This is a genomic window from Fictibacillus sp. 7GRE50 (assembly GCF_015903875.1).
GTDB classification, from domain to species: Bacteria; Bacillota; Bacilli; order Bacillales; family Fictibacillaceae; genus Fictibacillus; species Fictibacillus phosphorivorans.
Genome location: NZ_JACZDW010000001.1, coordinates 202,616 through 222,905, shown reverse-complemented (window position 1 = coordinate 222,905; position 20,290 = coordinate 202,616). Strand labels below are relative to the sequence as shown.

At 39.8% G+C, this 20,290-nt stretch carries 16 protein-coding genes and 1 other annotated feature; of the genes, 10 read left to right on the top strand and 6 right to left on the bottom strand.

Translation table 11 applies throughout. The features are described 5' to 3' along the window. The first annotated feature begins 61 nt into the window (after nt 1-61). Nucleotides 62-1,159 carry a nicotinate phosphoribosyltransferase gene (locus IHV12_RS01035; protein WP_191751972.1) on the top strand — a complete coding sequence of 366 codons (1,098 nt, stop codon included), beginning with the start codon at nt 62-64 and terminating at the stop codon, nt 1,157-1,159. 218 nt (nt 1,160-1,377) lie between these two features. Continuing rightward, nucleotides 1,378-2,685, top strand: coding sequence for a UDP-N-acetylmuramate--L-alanine ligase (murC, locus tag IHV12_RS01030; RefSeq protein ID WP_197189590.1), 1,308 nt, complete (start codon nt 1,378-1,380; stop codon nt 2,683-2,685). Between the two features lie 221 nt (nt 2,686-2,906). Here murC and IHV12_RS01025 read toward each other — a convergent pair whose 3' ends face one another. Beyond that, nucleotides 2,907-4,019, bottom strand: coding sequence for an aminopeptidase (locus IHV12_RS01025; RefSeq protein ID WP_197131689.1), 1,113 nt, complete (start codon nt 4,017-4,019; stop codon nt 2,907-2,909). 177 nt (nt 4,020-4,196) lie between these two features. Between IHV12_RS01025 and IHV12_RS01020 the strand changes: the two genes are divergently transcribed. The 3 genes from IHV12_RS01020 to ytxJ all read left to right on the top strand — a co-directional run bounded on the left by IHV12_RS01020 (nt 4,197) and on the right by ytxJ (nt 5,490). Continuing rightward, nucleotides 4,197-4,652 carry a DUF948 domain-containing protein gene (locus tag IHV12_RS01020; RefSeq protein WP_197189589.1) on the top strand — a complete coding sequence of 152 codons (456 nt, stop codon included), beginning with the start codon at nt 4,197-4,199 and terminating at the stop codon, nt 4,650-4,652. Continuing rightward, entirely contained in the window at nt 4,653-5,069 is a 417-nt protein-coding gene (locus tag IHV12_RS01015) for a YtxH domain-containing protein (RefSeq protein WP_191751970.1), read from the top strand. It abuts the gene before it with no gap. 64 nt (nt 5,070-5,133) lie between these two features. Continuing rightward, nucleotides 5,134-5,490: a bacillithiol system redox-active protein YtxJ gene (gene ytxJ, locus IHV12_RS01010; protein ID WP_231620606.1), complete on the top strand. Its 357-nt coding sequence runs from the start codon at nt 5,134-5,136 to the stop codon at nt 5,488-5,490. A gap of 25 nt (nt 5,491-5,515) precedes the next feature. Here the strand turns inward: ytxJ and IHV12_RS01005 are convergent, their stop codons facing one another. Further along, nucleotides 5,516-7,669, bottom strand: coding sequence for a cell division protein FtsA (locus IHV12_RS01005; RefSeq protein WP_197189588.1), 2,154 nt, complete (start codon nt 7,667-7,669; stop codon nt 5,516-5,518). A 119-nt stretch (nt 7,670-7,788) separates the two neighbouring features. Between IHV12_RS01005 and IHV12_RS01000 the strand changes: the two genes are divergently transcribed. From IHV12_RS01000 to IHV12_RS00990, 3 genes are all read left to right on the top strand, one after another. Next, on the top strand, nt 7,789-8,877 hold the full coding sequence (locus IHV12_RS01000; protein WP_197189587.1) for a bifunctional 3-deoxy-7-phosphoheptulonate synthase/chorismate mutase: 1,089 nt from the start codon (nt 7,789-7,791) through the stop codon (nt 8,875-8,877). A gap of 259 nt (nt 8,878-9,136) precedes the next feature. Further along, complete coding sequence (gene ccpA, locus IHV12_RS00995; protein ID WP_197131669.1) at nt 9,137-10,138, top strand: catabolite control protein A; 1,002 nt, start codon at nt 9,137-9,139, stop codon at nt 10,136-10,138. A 21-nt stretch (nt 10,139-10,159) separates the two neighbouring features. Then, entirely contained in the window at nt 10,160-10,861 is a 702-nt protein-coding gene (locus tag IHV12_RS00990) for a 5'-methylthioadenosine/adenosylhomocysteine nucleosidase (RefSeq protein ID WP_197131667.1), read from the top strand. Between the two features lie 269 nt (nt 10,862-11,130). Here IHV12_RS00990 and IHV12_RS00985 read toward each other — a convergent pair whose 3' ends face one another. The 3 genes from IHV12_RS00985 to IHV12_RS00975 form a co-directional block, all read right to left on the bottom strand. Next, on the bottom strand, nt 11,131-12,285 hold the full coding sequence (locus tag IHV12_RS00985) for an acetoin utilization protein AcuC (protein ID WP_197189586.1): 1,155 nt from the start codon (nt 12,283-12,285) through the stop codon (nt 11,131-11,133). Continuing rightward, nucleotides 12,275-12,925, bottom strand: a complete 651-nt coding sequence (locus tag IHV12_RS00980) for an acetoin utilization AcuB family protein (RefSeq protein WP_197189585.1) — start codon at nt 12,923-12,925, stop codon at nt 12,275-12,277. Before IHV12_RS00980 ends, IHV12_RS00985 begins: the two co-directional genes overlap by 11 nt. Nucleotides 12,926-13,175: 250 nt before the next feature. Then, nucleotides 13,176-13,808 (bottom strand): GNAT family N-acetyltransferase, encoded by a 633-nt coding sequence (locus tag IHV12_RS00975; protein WP_197189584.1) that lies wholly within the window; start codon nt 13,806-13,808, stop codon nt 13,176-13,178. 160 nt (nt 13,809-13,968) lie between these two features. Here IHV12_RS00975 and acsA point away from each other — a divergent pair, with 160 nt between their 5' ends. After that, on the top strand, nt 13,969-15,684 hold the full coding sequence (acsA, locus tag IHV12_RS00970; protein WP_197189583.1) for an acetate--CoA ligase: 1,716 nt from the start codon (nt 13,969-13,971) through the stop codon (nt 15,682-15,684). 21 nt (nt 15,685-15,705) lie between these two features. On the opposite strand, the gene IHV12_RS00965 is transcribed toward acsA, so the two are convergent. Continuing rightward, entirely contained in the window at nt 15,706-18,567 is a 2,862-nt protein-coding gene (locus IHV12_RS00965; protein WP_231620605.1) for a transglycosylase domain-containing protein, read from the bottom strand. 124 nt (nt 18,568-18,691) lie between these two features. Further along, nucleotides 18,692-18,914: a binding site (T-box leader), on the top strand. A 54-nt stretch (nt 18,915-18,968) separates the two neighbouring features. On the opposite strand from IHV12_RS00965, the gene tyrS reads away from it, so the two are divergent. After that, the gene (gene tyrS / locus IHV12_RS00960) at nt 18,969-20,228 is read left to right on the top strand and encodes a tyrosine--tRNA ligase (RefSeq protein WP_197131655.1); all 1,260 of its coding nucleotides are present in this window, start codon (nt 18,969-18,971) and stop codon (nt 20,226-20,228) included. Nucleotides 20,229-20,290: the final 62 nt, after the last annotated feature.

Genomic DNA, 20,290 nt, shown 5'->3' with positions numbered 1-20,290 from the left:
ATAGTGTGGGGAATAGTTCCCTTTCTTTTATACCTTGGAATAAGTCATGAGGAGTAATTTAATGAAAGAGATAGAATTAAAGCTGCAAGGTAAGATCAAGCGGCTCACAAATAAAACATTTAAATTTGATGAACGGATCAGAGAAGGCTGGTTCTCTGCTGTTTATTTTCTAAAAACGTGTGAGATTGTAGAATCATTTAAACCAGATAATATCGTAACCATGCAGTTCTTTCAAAAGAGTGATGCCGTTCTGTGCGGTTCGGATGAAGCGATCGCTCTTATTAAAACGTTTGCTAAAGATGTTGATTCTTTAGAGATCCATTCTCTAAAAGATGGAGACAAAATCTCTCCGTTTGAAACGGTGTTAACGATTAAGGGACCTTACCAGAACTTTGGGTTCTTAGAAGGTATGATAGATGGAATACTAGCCAGAAGAACGTCGGTTGCAACGAATGTTTATAATGTTGTGAAAGCTGCTAGCAAATCGGGCGTACAGAAACCGGTCATCTTTATGGGAGACCGAGATGATCATTTTGCACAGCAAGCAGGAGATGGTTATGCATCTTATATTGGCGGCTCAACTGCACAGGCTACACATGCGATGAATGAATGGTGGGGCAAAAAAGGAATGGGCACGATGCCACATGCCCTCATTCAAATTTTCAATGGTGACATAGTGGAAGCTACGAAAGCTTATCATGCAAAATACCCTGAAGACGACCTTATCTCACTCGTTGATTATAACAATGATGTGATAACAGATGCCTTAAAAGTAGCAAGAGAGTTTGGAGAGACTTTAAAAGGGGTAAGGGTTGATACTTCGCGAACGATGGTCGATCAATATTTCTTTAGAAATCCTGATGTGTTAGGTTCGTTTGACCCTAGAGGCGTCAATCCAGAATTGATCTTTGCACTCCGAAAAGCGCTGGATGAAGAAGGCTACCAACATGTCAAAATCGTTGTTAGCGGTGGGTTCAAGAAAGAAAGAATCGAGCAGTTTGAAGAACAAAAAGTACCTGTAGATATTTACGGGGTAGGCAGCAATCTATTAAAGATTAATATTGGATTTACCGGTGATAACGTTATGATGAACGAACAGCATCAAGCAAAAGCTGGAAGAATCTATCGCCATAATCCAAGACTAGAGTTAGTGGAATAACAGATATCATTATTTTGGAGAAGTTGGGTAAAAATAGATAAAAAGGTCTATTAGACTTTTATCATTTGTCTATCATGGTGATAGGACAACAACTTTGATATAATGGTTCAAGTATTCCGAATCAAGCCTGACTGTGCATAAATAACCGATTCAAACAGCAGGCATATAATAATACAAATAGGCCTTTTAGAAGGTGTTCTTTTTGTGGAGGGCTATACATGACAAAATACCATTTTATTGGAATTAAAGGGACAGGAATGAGCCCGTTGGCACAAATCCTTCATGACACTGGTCATGATGTTCAAGGATCTGATATTGAGCAATATATCTTTACTCAAACAGCACTTGAAGAGAAAAACATACCGGTGTTACCGTTTGACAAGAACAACGTTGAAGAAGGTCAAACGATTATCGCGGGTAATGCTTTTGGCGAACAGCATGAAGAGATTCAAGCTGCAAATGAAAAAAATATACCTATTCATAGATATCACCATTTTCTTGGAGAGTATCTATCTAACTTTACATCGATCGCCGTTACGGGATCGCACGGAAAAACGTCAACTACAGGATTACTAGCACATGTTGTAGGTGCAGCAAAACCTACTTCCTATTTGATCGGTGATGGAACAGGTAAAGGCAGCAAAGGCAGCGAATACTTTGTGTTTGAAGCATGTGAATATCGCAGACATTTCTTATCTTATAATCCTGATTATGCGATAATCACAAACATTGATTTTGATCATCCTGATTATTTTTCTGATTTAAAAGATGTAATCAGTGCATTCCAGGCTATGGCGATGCAGGTTAAAAAGGCAATCATCGCATGTGGTGATGATGCAAATCTTCAAGAAATTCATGCACAAGTACCTGTTGTGTTCTATGGTTTTGGTGATCATAATGATTTCCAAGCAAAGAATGTTAATCGTGGTGATGAAGGAACAACATTTGATGTATTTGTTCGCAACACGTTTTATGGGACGTTCCAGATTCCAGGATACGGCACACATAACGTTTTGAACGCCCTTGCAGTCATTGCGATCTGTCATTATGAAACATTACCGATGGATATCATTAAAGAGCAATTAAAGAACTTCACTGGGGTTAAAAGACGGTTCTCTGAAAAATCAGTAGGTGATCAAATTCTGATCGATGACTACGCTCATCATCCGACTGAGATTAAAGTAACGATTGAAGCAACAAAGTATAAGTATAAAAATCGTGAAGTGGTAGCGATCTTCCAACCACATACATTTACACGAACAAAGACGTTTCTAGATGAATTTGCAGCAGCCTTAAGTGAAGCAGATCACGTTTATCTATGTGATATTTTTGGTTCTGCAAGAGAGAATGCGGGGAATCTTTCGATCGAGAATTTGATAGAAAAAATCCCTAACGCACAATTCATTACAGAAGATAAAGTGGATGTACTAAAAAAATACAATGACGGTGTTTTATTGTTCATGGGTGCTGGAGATATTCAAAAATTCCAAAGAGCATACGAGGAAACACTGACTGCAAAACCTTAAGAAAAAAAGACTTGCCTGACGGCAAGTCTTTTTTTGTATTTTCTTTTGATTAATTCGTGAAAGTTTATACCTGTGAAGGCTAGTGCTTCATTGATAAGTTGATTGTAGTGCAAGGTGAGCCTCCTAACAGCGCAGAGCGTTAGGAGGTTCACTGCACGCCCCCCGGAAAGCGAGCATCCTGGAACGAAAATCAACTACTTACATGAGCATTTCTACTAGTATTATTTTAAATTCTCAGGGTTTAATTGCTCTAATTCAGGAAGAACGAAAACGCCATCTTTACGTATCAACACATCGTCAAAGAAGATTTCTCCTCCGCCGTAATCAGGACGTTGGATCATGACCATATCCCAATGGATGTTTGATTCATTTCCGTTATACGCCTCTTCATACGCTTGACCAGGCGTAAAGTGGAAGCTGCCGTCGATCTTCTCATCGAAAAGAATATCTTTCATCGGATGCTTGATGAACGGATTTACACCGATCGCAAATTCACCTACATAACGAGAACCTTCATCTGTATCGAAGATCTTGTTAATACGCTCAGAATCGTTAGCTGTCGCTTTTACAATCTTCCCGTTCTCAAACGTTAGCTGTACATTTTCGAATGTAAAACCGTTATATGGTGACGGCGTGTTATAAGAAATCGTTCCGCTAACAGAATCTTTAACTGGAGCTGTAAACACTTCACCATCTGGAATGTTGTTTTGTCCAGAACATTTAATGGAAGGAATATCTTTGATCGAGAACGATAGATCTGTTCCAGGTCCTGTGATGCGAACTTTATCTGTCTTATCCATGAGGTCTTTTAGTGCAGTCATGGCGTCATCCATTTTTCCATAATCAAGGTTACATACTTCAAAATAGAAATCTTCGAAAGCTTCTGTGCTCATGCTTGCAGATTGTGCCATAGATGCGTTCGGGTAACGAAGCACACACCATTTCGTCTTTTTGATACGAATCTTACGGTGCATTGCAAAGATTGTTTTTTCGTAAAGCGCCATTTTTTCGGAAGGTACATCAGACATTTCGTTGATGTTGTCACCTGAACGTAGACCAATATAAGCATCCATCTGGTTCATCAGATCACCTTCGTGTTTAGCGATCATCTCCATTTGTTCTTCAGTTGCTTGTGTGTATTGAGCGCGCATTACAGAATGGTCTTTTAGTAGAACGAATGGAAAACCGCCAGCAGCATATGCTTCTTGAACAAGTGCGTTCACGAGTTCTTTTTGCAGGCCGAAGTTTTCAATCAATACTTTTTCACCTTTTTGCAGGTTTACTGAATATGTAATCAAGTTTTTTGCTAGTTGTTGAATTCTTGGATCTCTCATGTTGAAGAAGCCCCCTATATATTTGATATCTTCTTTATTTTAACTTAATTTAAACAATTTGTAATGTTCTAGAAAAGGATTTTAATGAAGTGGTAAAGAATACTATAAAAAAACACGTTTCCTTTGATAAAAACTCGGGAAAAAGCAATAATATACTTTCAGGAGGTGTCTCGAATAATGGATATCATTATCTCAATCAGTGTAGCATTAGTCGCAGTTGCATTTGTCGTACTCGTTTATTTTTTATCAGGGGCTTTGAAATCATTACAAATTACCCTCAATCATGTCGCGGTAACGCTAGAAAGTCTAGAGAAGCAATTAGATGGCGTAACGCGCGAGACAACCGATTTGTTACATAAAACAAACCAGTTAGCCGAGGATGTTCAAAAGAAATCAGATTCTCTTAACAACGTGTTTTCTGCAGTTCAGGATTTCGGTCAATCCGTTCAAAAGGTGAACCAATCTGTCCGCAAAGTAACAGACCAGATTACGGTTGAAACAGAGCGACAGTCTAAACAAATATCGCAAGCGGTTCAATGGGGAAATGCAGCATTGAATTTATGGGAAAAATACAAACTCAAAAAATCCAATGTTGACACAGCGACAAATCAATATTCCAGAGGAGGAGTGTAAATGAGCAACAACAACAATCAAAACATTGATAGCAAAGATTTTATCATCGGTGCTCTTGTTGGTGGCATGTTAGGGGCTGCAGCAGCGCTATTATTAGCGCCTAAAGCAGGGAAGGAATTGCGAAGCGATCTGAATGAACAAGCTGTCTATTTAAAGGATAAAAGTAATGAGATCTCTCATTTGGCTCGTGAAAAATCCTCAAACATTGTTAAGACCGTATCTGAACAATCGAACCAAGTCGCAACAAAGGTTAAAGATCTAACTTCAAATCTTCGCAAGGATATTGATAAGTGGCGTGCGAAAGAAGAGGAAAACGCGTCTGAACTGTATGGTGAGATTACAGACGATATCCAAGATGAAGGTAAGCTGGATTATGATCCTGCTAATGAGCAAGAATTAGTAGAGCAAAAATATTGATAAGTATGGTGTGAATATGAAAAGATAAGAAAAAGAACTTGTTTCTTTTTCTTTTCTTTTTATTATGGAGGTAGAAATCGATATGTCACTCATTCAATTACAAAACGAACAAGATTGGAATTTAGTAAAAGAACAAAGAAACCGCATTATCTTGATGAAAAACAGTACAACATGTCCAGTAAGTCATGAAGCTTTTAAAGAATTCCAAACGTTTGCAGCTGATAACGAGAATGAAACGTTGTATTATCTGAACGTGCAAGATTCAAGACCACTAAGTAATGCGATTGCTGAGCAAACAGGAGTGAAGCACGAATCTCCTCAAGTTTTAATTTTCGATGGAAATAACGTGGTTTGGCATGATTCACACTGGAATATTACGAATAAGAAGCTTGCACAAGCGAACGAAAAAACAAAAGCGTAGCAGAAATTGCTACGCTTTTTTCTTTTTAAACAAGTACTTCAAATTTTAATAGTAATTGATCACCTGTTTGGATTTCGGTTTGAAAGCCTGCTTTTTCTCCGTTCTTTAACAAAATCAGGCTCTCACCTGGTTTTGGTTGAAGTGTAAGTTCCACTTCTGTAAAAACGTCTTGAAATATAAACGGTTGTTGATTGGTCTTTTTCATCAAAAGTCTTTCCTGACTATGAAGAACTGAGTCGCTACACAGTTTTTCCTCTTCACGGTAGAACGTATAAAGTGGTCTTACAAGAGTCAGTTCTTCTTCATTAAAAATAACCGTACATGACTGATGAAGGTTTAGGTCTAGTGCGTTCGTTACATGTTTCAAAATTACTTGCTCTTCTTCAGAACGTTGATAATCTAAACGATCTCCGTCGTTCCATTCTGTATGAAGGGTAACACTTAGATCGTTTAGATGCACCGTACTCGTGATTGTAGTAGGAAGAGAGAGCGGTTTACCATCTACAAAAAGAGTAAAATCCAAATTCTTTGTTTCGCTACTCCACTTTTTTAGATCAAAAATATCTGAAAGGGTTGAAGGGAAGCGATAATAACAATCATCTCTATCAGATAATAAAGTATTGGCGCATACACGTTGTTCATTTATATAATAATGTGTTTCAAATGTCTCAGCTTCCCCGTTCACCCATAACGATTTGACAGAGTGATCATCAATTGCGTCTTGTATCGAGATTTCCGCATCCTCCCCGTTATTTCCAGGTTCATAATGGATGGTTGCACCCTCTAAGATTTCATCTGATAGCGTGCAAGGAACACCATTCATCTCAATGGTAGGAGCTGAACCGATCTTTCCTTTAAACATCTTCACTTTCCCATTCACAGAAACCATCAATCCCATTCCAGGTTTACCGTAAAGTTTCGAAAGATCAGCTCCTCCAGCGATCAAGGCATCACCGATCGTAAGTTTTTTTACTTGAAATAAACGTATTGTCTTTCCATTCACAGAGACGGTTACATATTTAACCGGATTTTCTTTAGCCGCAATACCGATACCTACAGGTGTTACGAGTTCAGGGCCATCTTCTTTTAATGATGGGATCAATGATTGGATGGCGTTAAGACCACGAATCGCAACTCGCTCCATTGGCAGGGTAAGCTTTTCAGCGACTTTCTCGCGTAATAGAGGTGTTAAACTGCCTCCTCCCACAAGCATGATCGCCTGTGGTGCTTTGCCGTTCAAGCGAAGGACTTCATTTGTAATTCCTTCTGCCAAATTGTCGATCGAATAGGCTATCGTTGAAATCACTTCAGATGTGACTTTCTTGGATGGAAATCCTAAGATATCTGTGTATGTTATTTCAGATTCTTGCGTTAACGAACGTTTAATCTGCTCAGCTACAGGAAAATCCAACAAAAACTCAGAACTGACTGCTTCCGTAATTTCATCCCCTGCGGCCGGTACCATACCATATGCAATAACTGTTCCTTGAGCAGTTATCGCAATATCTGAAGTACCTGCTCCAATGTCAACAAGAGCTACATTTAACTTACGCATAGAAGGCGGAATCAGCACATTGATGGCTGCGATCGGTTCTAACGTTAGAGCTTCCATTTCAAGGCCAGCTTCGTCTAGAGCTTTCATTAAGGAATCTACAACTACTCTCGGTAAAAATGTAGCGATAACTTCTACACTAGCTCTGTTTCCTTGCTGACCGATAAAGCTTCCGATCTCCTGCTCGTCGAGATAATAATGAAGGACAGAATATCCAACGCAATCGTAGAGTAAATTGGAGTTTTCATCTAATAAGCTCGCTAATTGATATTGAGCTTGCTGAACCGCTGCAAGTTCCATATGGATCACTTCTTCATTTGAAGTGATATCACCAAGTGAGAGATCTTTTTCAGAACGGCCTTTCACGGTCTTAAGAGCTCTTCCTGCTGCAGCAACACAAACTTTAGAAAGCGAACCTACTTCATGTTCGAGCTGATTTTTTATAGTCCTGATCACTTTAGCAACAGCAGGGATATGGTGGATCTGGCCATCAAGCATAGAGCGCTCTTCATGTTCGATCATTTTTTTATGTAAAATTTCATACTTTCCATTTTCATGCTGCTTTAAAATCATACCGACCACGGAGCGTGTACCGATATCTAATGCGAATAAAAGATTTTTGTCCACGAAGGCACCTCTTTTTGTTACGATAGATGTATAGGTAGTCTTATAAGTGATAGAAAACGTCCTAATTATTAGAAATGTATCATATTTCTTACATTATATAAATACTGAGGTGCTAAGATATGAATCATCTAGAATTAAACACGTTACGAGCAGAACTTGATGATGTGAATAAAGAGTTATTAGCGATAATCAATAAACGTGGTGAGCTTGTTCAGCGGATCGGTAAGATCAAATCAGATCAAGGTATGAAGAAGTACGATCCTGTTAGAGAAAGACATATGTTAGATCTCATTTCAACAGATAATGAGGGGCCATTTGAAACGAGTACTCTTCAGCATCTTTTTAAAGAAATATTTAAAGCAGGTCTAGAATTACAGGAAGTAGATCATAAAAAGGAGCTTCTTGTCTCTAGAAAGCAAAGACCTGAAGATACGGTTATCTCTGTTAAGGGGATGGAGATCGGAAACGGAAATCCTATTTTGATTGCTGGGCCGTGCGCTGTAGAGAGTTATGAACAAACAGCTTCTGTAGCAGATGCTGTTACAAAGAATGGAGTAAGACTATTACGAGGAGGAGCATTTAAACCACGAACGTCACCTTACGATTTCCAAGGATTAGGTGTGGAAGGACTTCAGATTCTAAAAAAAGTGGCAGATGAATACAATTGTGCGGTGATCAGTGAGATCGTCCATCCACAAGACCTTGATATGGCGTGTGAGTATTTAGACATCATCCAAATTGGTGCTCGAAACATGCAGAACTATGAGCTGTTGAAAGCAGCAGGGAAGCTCAATAAGCCTGTTCTATTAAAAAGAGGACTGGCAGCAACGTTAGAGGAGTTCATTAATTCCGCGGAGTATATCATGTCGCAAGGAAACGGGCAGATTATCCTTTGTGAAAGAGGGATTCGAACGTATGAACGAGCGACACGAAACACATTAGATATTACAGCCGTACCGATTTTAAAACAAGAAACCCATCTGCCTGTGTTTGTAGATGTCACCCATTCAACAGGGAGAAAAGATTTGCTCCTTCCAGCAGCGAAGGCAGCTTTTGCGATCGGAGCGGATGGCGTGATGGCAGAAGTACATCCTGATCCAGCAGTGGCTTTATCAGATGCTGCACAGCAGATGAACACCGAAGAATTTCAAGTATTTGTTGAAGAACTTGTTTCCTCACGTTTTCTTAAAATCAATCAAATGGTTTAATAAGTGATCAACATAGGACCGGTGAGCTTAAGGATTTAGCTGCCGGTTTTTTTGTATGCAAATAACTACTCTGAAAAAGCGTATGATTCTGCCTTTTTTCGCCAAAAATAAGTAAAATAGGTTCATTTTATTTTATTCTTTTTTTAATGTATGAATAAATGGTGAAACATGTCTCTATTCATTGCCTACTTTACTACTTTATCGTATGATAATAGCATTACATAGCTGTCGGATATGCAGTATATAAGGAGGATTTTTTTTGAATACAACAATTTATGATGTAGCTCGTGAGGCAGGTGTCTCAATGGCAACGGTTTCTCGTGTTGTTAACGGAAACCCAAACGTCAAGCCATCTACTAGAAAGAAAGTACTTGAAGCGATTGAAAGATTAGGTTATCGCCCGAATGCAGTAGCAAGGGGATTAGCAAGCAAGAAAACAACAACGGTCGGCGTTATCATTCCGGATATCTCTAGCATCTTTTTTGCGGAATTAGCTCGTGGGATTGAAGATATTGCCACCATGTATAAATACAACATTATCCTTTGTAACTCTGATCAGAACAAGGACAAAGAGATCCATCTGTTAAACACTTTACTAGGTAAGCAAGTGGACGGAATTGTATTTATGGGCGGGAAGATCACAGAAGAGCATGTAGAGGAATTCAAGCGTGCGGCAGTTCCGATCGTAATGGCTGCTACTGTTGATATGAACGAAGAAGTTCCATCTGTAAACATCGATTATCAAAATGCTGTTTATGAAGCAGTTTCTCACTTGCTTGAAAAAGGTCATTCTTCTGTTGCGATGGTAACTGGCCCATTAGAAGATCCGATCAACGGTTATTACAAATTTAACGGTTACCGTAAAGCGTTAGAAGAGCACGGTAAGAAGGTTGATGAAAGTCAAGTATTCGTTGGTGAATACACATATGATTCTGGAATTGAAGCGATTGAAAGCTTCTTAGACAGTGGAAACAAACCTTCAGCTGTCTTTGTAGGTACGGATGAAATGGCACTAGGTGTGATCCATGGTGCACAAGACCGAGGTTTGAGCGTGCCAGAAGATATTGAAGTGATCGGGTTTGACAACACAAGACTTGCTACGATGGTGCGTCCGACATTATCAACGGTCGTTCAGCCAATGTATGATATCGGAGCTGTAGCGATGCGCTTGTTAACAAAACTAATGAACAAAGAAACAGTTGAAGAACATACGGTAGTATTGCCTCATCGTATTCAATTCAGAGATTCTACAAAACAATAACGAAGTGTTGAGGTGGGCGAAGTGAGGATTGGCATCATCGGTGCGATGGACGAGGAAATCGTTTATATGAAAGAAGCACTGGATATTTATGGGGAGAGCGTTTTTGCTCAAAATAAATTTTATGAAGGTACACATCATAACAAAGAGATCGTTTTATGTAAGTCTGGTGTAGGGAAAGTTAACGCAGCGATTACCACACAGATTCTTATCGATCGCTTTCAAGTTACTCATGTTCTTTTTACAGGAGTAGCAGGTGCACTTGATCCTGAACTTGAAGTAGGAGACATTGTAATCTCATCAAGTGCGATGCAGCACGATATGGATGCATCTGCATTGAGCCCTGACTTTCCAAAAGGAACGATTCCGATGTTCGCGTTTGATTCTGAGTTTAAAGCAGATGCTCAGTTAGTAAAACTTGCAGAAACAGCAGCAGAAAGATTACAAGGACCGAAAGTGAAGATCGGAAAAGTACTGAGCGGTGATCAGTTTATCGCTGATCGAGAACTGGTTGAAGTATATTCTGCTCTTTTCAATGGAACTTGCATTGAAATGGAAGGGTCAGCAGTGGCTCAGGCTTCATTCTTAAATGAAGTACCGTTCGTGATCATCCGTTCGATCTCTGATAAAGCAAACGGTGAAGCGCCAGCTAGCTTTGCTGAATTCACCGCATTAGCTGCACGTCGTTCGTCAGACATGGTCGAAAGCATTATAGAATCATTATAGAATGTGACTTTGGAGAACTGACCCGTCAATGGACGGGTCAGTTTTTTTGGTTGAGGGTCATGAGGTCTTATGGATTTGTCGAAAAGTGGTTAAAAATTTTTATCCGTGAAATTAATTTACATTACCGTGAATTTAATTCTATTTACCGTGGATATATTTTTGATTACCGTGAAATTATGAACATGTTCGTTAGAAAATATGGCTTGAACAGCTGTTTTCCGGCTCAAAAAGTATAAAGAAAGAGGACTAAACGGTATAGTCCTCTTTTTTTATGAACTCTTTTTAATGGAATATAAGCTTTTTTCCAATGTTGCTCTGTTTTTTGATGTGATCTCTTCTTTTCTTGGAATCGGTTTATAGATTCCAGATTCATCTTCCCATGTAGGAGGAAGCGGATACTTCGCCTCGCTCGTCCAACGCTTTAGCCAGTTCTCTGCTATCTGTCCGGAAGGTGCTTGATCGTTCATGACACACCAAAGGTAAGACCAAGCCCTCGGAACGACACGCCAAATATCATAACCGCCACCCCCTGTTGCAATCCAGCGGCCGCCGCAATATTTTTCGGCGACTTTCTTTGCGATCCTTGGAATTTCAGTATACGTTTTCATCGTTACGGACAAATGAGTCAAAGGGTCATAATAATGAGCATCAACACCATTTTGGGTAATGATGACGTCCGGTTTGAAAAAATCTGCCACTTCCCACAAACTTCTTTCATAGCACTCTAAGAAGGATTCATCTTCTGTAAAGGCATCAACAGGAACATTAAAGGAGAAGCCATACCCTTTTCCAGCTCCTTTTTCATGGATTGATCCTGTTCCAGGAAATAAGTAGCGTCCTGTTTCGTGGATGGAAAGTGTGCAAACATCTGGATCATCATAAAAAGCCCACTGCACACCATCACCATGATGGGCATCCGTATCGACATATAAAACACGTGCATTATATTTTCGTTTCATATATTCGATTGCGATTGAACTGTCATTGTAGATACAGAATCCAGAAGCTTTGCCTCTAAAACCGTGATGAAGTCCACCGCTGAGGCTAAGAGCATGCTTGGACTTTCCTTCCATGACATGATCTACAGCTGTAAGAGTAGCACCGACGATCCAGCTGCTGGCTTCATGCATATTTGGGAATATGGGTGTATCTTCTGTACCAAGTCCATAGTTTAGAGCGATCTCACGGTTAAGTTGTCCTTTTCCAGCCTGCTTTACGGCTTCCACATACCCTGAATCATGAATCATCATGATCTCTTCATCTGTCGCTTGTCTAGGTAAGACAATCTGATCGTCATCCAAACACCCTGAATCTCTTAACAACTCATAAGCAAGTTGTACTCTAAGCTGATTGAAAGGGTGGGTGTCACTGAACTTATATCCTAAAAGATCTGGTGAATAAACAAAAACGGAATCATTTTTCATCGCGTTCACCCGGAACAGGTGGCCACTTCACTTCATAGCCGTTTTCAATCAAGTGTTCGATGACCGGAAGCGGGTTCATCGTACCAACGCGAAATACGATAATCTTTTCTCGCTCATTATGAGACGGATAGACAAGGACCGAGCTGATGTTCAAGTGAAAATCTTTCAACACACTCGCAACCTTAGCCAGTTCACCAGACTCGTTCGGGACGGCTACCTCTAGATGAGACCCCGGTTGATGAGTACCTGTTAATAAGATAAAAGCATGAAGCATCTCTCGTTCAGTTACTAGACCAACTAACTTCGTCTCTTCAAGTACAGGAATACAGCTTACATTATGTTCATAAAAAATCGTGGAAAGTTCTTCTGCGATATCGAAAGGATGAGCTGAAAAGGTAGCTTGTTTCATAATGCTTGAAACAGGCTTCTCAAAATCTTCTGGATGTTCGTTTTGGTGAAAAATAGATGGACTGGCATCCTTCACTTCACGATCTGTAACCAGTCCTAGTAGATCTCCGTTGTTATCAATGACAGGCAAGTTTCGAACATCTTTTTCTAGCATTAGTTGAATGGCTGTACCGATCGTCTCGCTTTCATGAATCGTTACAACATTCTTTTGCATCATATTTTGAACGATCATATGTAACACTCCCATTTGATTTCTCTCTATAAAGTGATGTTTTTATTATGCTGTTTTCGTATACACTGTTGCTCATGAAAGTAGTTGATTTCCGCTCCAGGTTACTCGCTTTCCATGGGGCGTGCGGTGAGCCTCCTGCCGTTATACGCCTTTAGGAGTCTCCACCTGACCGCTCGTCCCATAGGAGTCGGCAACCTTGCGCTTCAATCAAATTGCATATGAAGTAAAAGAAAAACATCCTAATAGTTTATTAGTACATAAAACGATTCTTAAAACGCAGCCGGTCAAACTGTTGAATCGTGTCTAAGTCGATTCTATTTCCGATACGGACCATCAAACAATTGGCTGGGTGCGAACTAATTTCAGGATCATCTGTTGCCATATACTCAAGGTCACCTGCATTCATCATCTTTTCCATGACTTTTCGGTAATCCCAAACGGATAGTTTCGTTCCTTTTAAGTCCCAGTGCCAATAGTATTCTGTTGTGATAATAATATAGTCTTCCATGGCATCATCCATCATGGAAACTTTTAATAGTGTTTTTCCAACTTTAAAGTTTCGATAATCAGGAATGACTTCTATCGCACCTAGTTCTAATAGATTTTCCATGTTTCCTTCTGACCAGCGTTCTAATGGATCAGGATAGACATATGTAACATAACCGACTATGGTATCTTTATTTCTTGCGATAATGATTCTTCCTTCGACTAGCCTCGCGATTTCGGTAACTGCTTTTTTTTGCTCTTGAGCTGGCCTGAATGCTTTTAGATCTTCATGGAAAGAAAGACCTTCTAACGTTTCTGCTGATACAGGTCCTTCGACGGTAATGGTTCCATGACTCGTTTTTAGTGCTACACAGTTGTATGTTTTCGTATGTTTCATTTTTACACCACCTAGGTTGGTTTCCAACTTCTATTATACATCATAAAACCATGTTGTAAGGGTTTACATAACGGTTTTTATAGATAGTTCTAATAAGTTAAAAAATTTAGATAATATGATATAATTAAAGGGATATCCAAAAGGGAAGGGAGATTTGGCAATGAAACTGGAAGCGCTTCCGATTATAAAAGGTGATTTTAATCTACAAGATTATGAGGCTACATACGGAGCATTTGATTGGAAAGACATTGAAAAAGAATTCTCCTGGCACAAGACAGGACGAGTTAATATGGCATATGAAGCTATAGACCGTCATGCAGCATCCCATCGTAAAAACAAAGTAGCACTCTACTTTTCAGATCAAAAAAGAGATGAGAAGTATACGTTTAAAGACATGAAAGAGATGTCTAACAAAGCGGGGAATATGTTACGCCAAATAGGTGTTGAAAAAGGAGATCGCGTCTTCATTTTCATGCCGCGTTCACCTGAACTTTACTTCGCATTCCTTGGTGCGATCAAACTCGGAGCAATCGTTGGCCCATTGTTTGAAGCATTTATGGAGGGAGCAGTAAGAGATAGACTTGAAGATAGTGAGGCAAAAGTGCTTGTTACCACGCCAGCGCTTTTAGAGCGTGTCCCGGTTGATCAACTGCCAAAATTGAAGAATGTTATTTTGGTAGGAGAAGATATTAAAGAAGAGGGACCATATGTAAATTATTTTGATCGTATGAAAAAAGCATCGAAGGATCTAGATATTGAATGGGTGGATCGTGAAGATGGATTAATCCTTCACTATACGTCTGGATCGACGGGTAAACCAAAAGGTGTGCTTCATGTTCATAATGCGATGCTTCAGCATTTCCAAACTTCAAAATGGGTACTTGATCTAAAAGAAGATGATGTTTACTGGTGTACGGCAGATCCGGGCTGGGTGACAGGAACTTCTTATGGCATATTCGGGCCATGGTTGAACGGTACATCAAGTGTCATTCGCGGGGGGCGTTTCTCACCTGAAGATTGGTATGGAACGATTGAAAATTATGGTGTAACGATCTGGTACAGTGCTCCAACTGCTTTTCGTATGTTGATGGGCGCTGGAGACGAAGTGGTAAAGAAATTTGATATGTCTTCACTTCGACATATTTTAAGTGTAGGTGAACCTCTTAACCCCGAGGTCGTTAGATGGGGAATGAAGGTGTTTAACTTACGGATACATGATAACTGGTGGATGACGGAAACAGGTGGTCAGTTAATCAGCAACTACCCAGCGATGGAAATTAAACCTGGTTCGATGGGTAAACCGTTCCCAGGGATAGAAGCAGCGATCATTGACGACCAAGATAACATCTTACCACCATATCGTATGGGCAATCTAGCTATCAAAAAAGGATGGCCGTCCATGATGCGAGCAATCTGGAACAATCCTGAAAAATATGATTCATATTTCACGCCAGGTGGTTGGTATGTTTCCGGAGATTCTGCTTATATGGATGAAGATGGCTACTTCTGGTTCCAAGGTAGAATTGATGATGTTATCATGACTTCTGGAGAACGAGTCGGGCCGTTTGAAGTGGAAAGTAAACTCGTAGAACACCCTGCTGTTGCGGAAGCCGGTGTTATCGGAAAACCCGATCCTGTTCGAGGCGAGATTATTAAGGCGTTCATCGCCCTTCGTTCTGGCTATGAAGCAAGTGATGAGCTGATCGAGGAAATCCGTAGTTTTGTAAAAGCTGGTCTTGCTGCACATGCGGCACCACGTGAAATAGAATTCCGTGATAAGCTTCCGAAGACAAGAAGTGGTAAGATTATGCGTCGTGTTCTTAAAGCGTGGGAGCTTGATCTACCGACAGGTGATCTTTCTACGATGGAAGATTAATAACAATGAAAAACCCTCGAATCAATTCGAGGGTTTTTTCTTATTATTGTTTTGTGTTGTGGCTGGTGGCGGATCACCAGTGCCAGGATCTGTAGGTTCAGTTGGTGGCGGCGGTGGATCTTGTGGCTCATCAGGCTTATCTCCATCTCCTACTGTTGGAGGTGTTGGTGGCTCAGCTGGTGGTTTCTTTTCACCGACCTGAACTTTTGTCTGTGCGGGAGATTCTTTGCCAGCAATATCCACTGCTGTAATATAAACGACTCCGGCAGGAACTTTTGCAGAAGTTTTATCAGCGGTTACAGAACCGATCTTCTTAAATGATGTACCATCTGAAGAGTGATAGATGCGGTAACCAATTACATCATTTTCTCCATGTGACGCCCAAGAAAGCACGCCATCCGACATTTTTGCGCCCGCAACAGCGGAAGGAACTTTACCGTTCTCTTTTAACTCTTTTTCAGGAACAATGTTGTTCAATAGATTCGTTGTATTCGTTAATTTGTTTAGCGCTTCTAATCCAAGTTCGCGTAGGAACTCTTCCTTAATCAGAACACCATCTTTTGTGAACTCTTGTGGTGTCGAAGGAAGTGCTTTATACTTCGCATCGCCTACAAGCACATAACGACCTTTTGTGAGTGTGTCGTCCACTTCATTAGGTGTAAACTTCGCATTAAACAGATCAGTCGTTACGAGTCCAGCACTTCGACAAAGATCAGAAGGCAGTTTACCCGATATTCCACAGATCTCACGACGTACGATTCCTGAAGGCATTGCGAATTGCTTTTCAGGATCCATTAATTGTGGTGAATGCTTATAAGCTGCGTTAGCAAGTAGGGACCAAATTCGTTGATTTCTTTTCCCAGTACCGCCGTTCCCTTTAGCTAGTGAATCAGGTGTATCATATCCAATCCATACTCCAAGGGAAACGTTTGGATTTGTTCCTACAAACCAAGAGTCATAATCATCATTTGTTGTACCTGATTTCCCTGCCCAATCAGTGCTAAAGGAAAGATAACGATTAATATTATTCCCAGTACCACCATTTACAACGTCACGCATCATATCTAACAATAAGAAAGATGTTTGGGGCGAGTAAACTTGAACAGGATTTGCTTTATGCTGATAGATTAATTCACCATTGTTTGATTCTATTTTTTCAATCATGTATGCATCTACGAAATTACCGCCGTTAGCAAAAGTGGCAAATGCATTTGTATTTTCCTCGACAGTAACACCGTTTGTCATTCCTCCGATAGCAAGCCCAGGTGCTCCTCTATCATTAGGACTTAGTGAAGATACGCCCATTTTTTCTAATCTGTTAAGTGCCTCATCGGTATTCACTCTCATATAGCTTCTAACTGCAGGTGTATTTCTTGACCATTTCATAGAGTGTCTAACAGAAACAAGACCATCATATTTCCCATCCCAGTTACCTATTGGATGAGAACCAAATTGTATTGGAGTATCGGGAACGATAGAACCTGGTTGCACTTTACCTGTTTCAAGTGCTAGAGAATAAGCGAGCAACGGTTTCATTGTAGAGCCGTTCTGACGTTTCATATATGTAGCATGATTGGTTTGCTCACGATTGAAGTCACGGCCTGCTACGAAACTAATTATTTTTCCAGACTTATTGTCTATTAAAGAAGCTCCAACCTCTTCCGGTTCTGGTTTGTCTAATTTCTTTCCATTAACGTATTCATTAGCTGGACCAAAAAGATTATCGTTTGCTACTACTGCTTGCATCTCGTCATATATTTTTTGGTTAATAGTCGTATGAATTTTTATCCCTTTTTGACGAACTTGAATTCTAGCATTGTCTTTGTATTCCTTTAGTTCGTCTGGTGTAAGTTTATCAAAGTTCTTACCATCTTTTTCTGCTTGAACTTTTGCTAAAACTTCAACCGTACGACGTTGAACTTCAACTGTTAATGCTGGGTATTTTTCATATGATGATTGCTGTTTAGTCGTAAGATTCTTTTTAATATCATATTTCATTGCTTCATCATACTCGGCTTGCGTGATTGAGCCTTCAGATAGCATTCTATTTAATACGGTTTGCATTCGTTTAACTCCTGCAGAGATGTCCTCTTTAGGTACTCCTCCATTACTGAATGGCGTATATACGAATGGGTTCTTTGGAAGTCCAGCTAAGTATGCCGATTGAGCTAGATTTAGCTTAGAAGCTGGAACGCCGAAAATTCCTTCTGCAGCAGCTTGTATTCCTGCTACATTTCGACCTGATGAATTTCTTCCGTAAGGTACTATGTTTAAATATGCTTCCAGAATCTCATCTTTCTTAAGTACTTTTTCAAGTCTCATAGCTAATAAAATCTCTTTTGCTTTTCGATCGAATGAAACTTCATTCGTTAGAATTTGATTTTTAATAAGCTGTTGAGTTAAAGTACTTCCTCCTGTAACGATTGGAGCACCAGAAAACTCTTCATACATGGCGCGTAAGATAGCTTTTGGTACGACACCTTCGTGTTCATAGAAGTATTGGTCTTCTGTAGATATAACAGCTTTTATGACAAAAGGAGAAACATCTTTTAAACTAACCTCTTGTCTATCTAAATCTGATTGAAGTTTACCCATGTATTGATCGTTATCAAAGTATACGGTACTCGTTTCTTCATAGTTGTAGATATCTTCTTTCATAGAAGTGTGAGCTCGCACGGGTTCGTCTTTTACAAGAGAAGCGAAGAAACCAGCTCCTACACCTGCTGCGAAAACACCACCGAGGATAAGTAATACAGTTACGATCAAGAACATGTTCCATGTGACGTTATATGTAATTCGTGCTGTTCGAATAATTCCTTTTTCTTTCAAAAAGTGGACAAATTTCTCCCATTTTTGCTTCAATTCATCAAAACGAGACATCATTTGGTAATCCCTCCCCCTCGTGTATTATAACATAAGGTCGATTTATGATAGAACACCGTTTTTGAAGATGAAGATTGACATGAAATTCAACTATGTGGTAAAAATAAATGAAGATTATTATATGTTGAAAGCGAAGATAGGAATGAGTAGCAGGTGTCTCCCTGTTTCAGAAAGCTGGTGGTTGATGCGAACCAGTGCAAAGGCATGCTGTGAATTACCTCCTGGAGCTGTCTCTGTGAACGTTAAGTAGCAGAGAACGGATAAAACCGTTACGAAATGAAGTGAAAAGCCTTTTTTTGGGGCTTTTAATTAGGGTGGTACCGCGAGATTGTCATCACGTCCCTTTCCAACTGGAGAGGGACTTTTTTTATTGTCATTAAACAACGAAAGGAAAGATAGGAATGAATATTCTACAAGATCTAGAATTTAGAGGTCTTCTTAATCAAGTAACAGATCAAGAGGGATTGCAAAAAGAACTTGAAAACGGAATCGTAAAGCTTTATTGCGGATTTGATCCAACTGCAGACAGCCTGCACATTGGAAACCTGTTACCGATTCTTACACTTAAACGATTTCAAGAAGCTGGACATCAACCTTTTGCGCTAGTTGGCGGTGGAACAGGTTTGATTGGTGATCCAAGTGGTAGACAAACAGAAAGAACATTGAACGAAGCTGAGATTGTTGTTCAATGGACAAATAAAATTAAAAATCAGCTTTCTAGACTTCTTGATTTTGAAAGAGAAAACAATCCTGCTAAGACAGTGAATAACTATGAGTGGTTAAGTCAACTTACGATGATCGAGTTTCTTCGTGACGTTGGAAAGAATTTCTCAGTTAATTACATGCTTGCCAAGGATTCTGTTGACTCTCGATTAGAAGCGGGTATCTCTTTTACCGAGTTCTCATACATGATTTTACAATCGTATGATTTTCTTAATCTCTTCCAAAAAGAAAACGTAAAACTTCAAATAGGTGGAAGTGACCAGTGGGGGAATATTACAGCTGGTATGGAATTGATTCGTCGTTCTGGCGAGGAAGAAAAGGCTTTCGGACTAACGATTCCGTTAATTACAAAAGCGGATGGAACGAAGTTTGGTAAAACAGCATCAGGAACGATCTGGTTAGATGCAGAAAAAACGACTCCATACGAGTTCTACCAGTTCTGGGTAAACGCAGCAGATGCTGATGTAATCAACTGGCTAAAATACTTTACATTCTTATCTAAAGAAGAAATTGTAGCTCTTGAAAAATCCTTAGCTGAAGCGCCAGAAAAACGTGAGGCGCAAAAAGCGTTAGGACGAGAAGTAACAACTTTAGTTCACGGTGAAGCAGCATACAAACAAGCAGTAAAAATCACTGAAGCACTCTTCAGTGGAAATCTGTCTGACTTAACGGCTGCTGAGATCGAGCAAGGTTTCAAGGATGTTCCGTCATTTAACGCAACGAATACGGAGGACTTAAACATTGTAGATCTGCTTGTTGATGCGAAGATTTCTCCATCTAAACGGCAAGCAAGAGAAGATGTAACAAACGGAGCTGTATCAATCAACGGTGAAAAGATTCAAGATACAGCATATATGATTGGTGAAAAAGACCGCATTGAAAATAAGTTTGTGATCATCCGTCGCGGAAAGAAAAAATACACGTTGATCAGATATTAAAATGAAGGATAGGAACCCAATCGTAGCAGGGTTCCTATCTAATTTTATTAAAGGATGTGTTT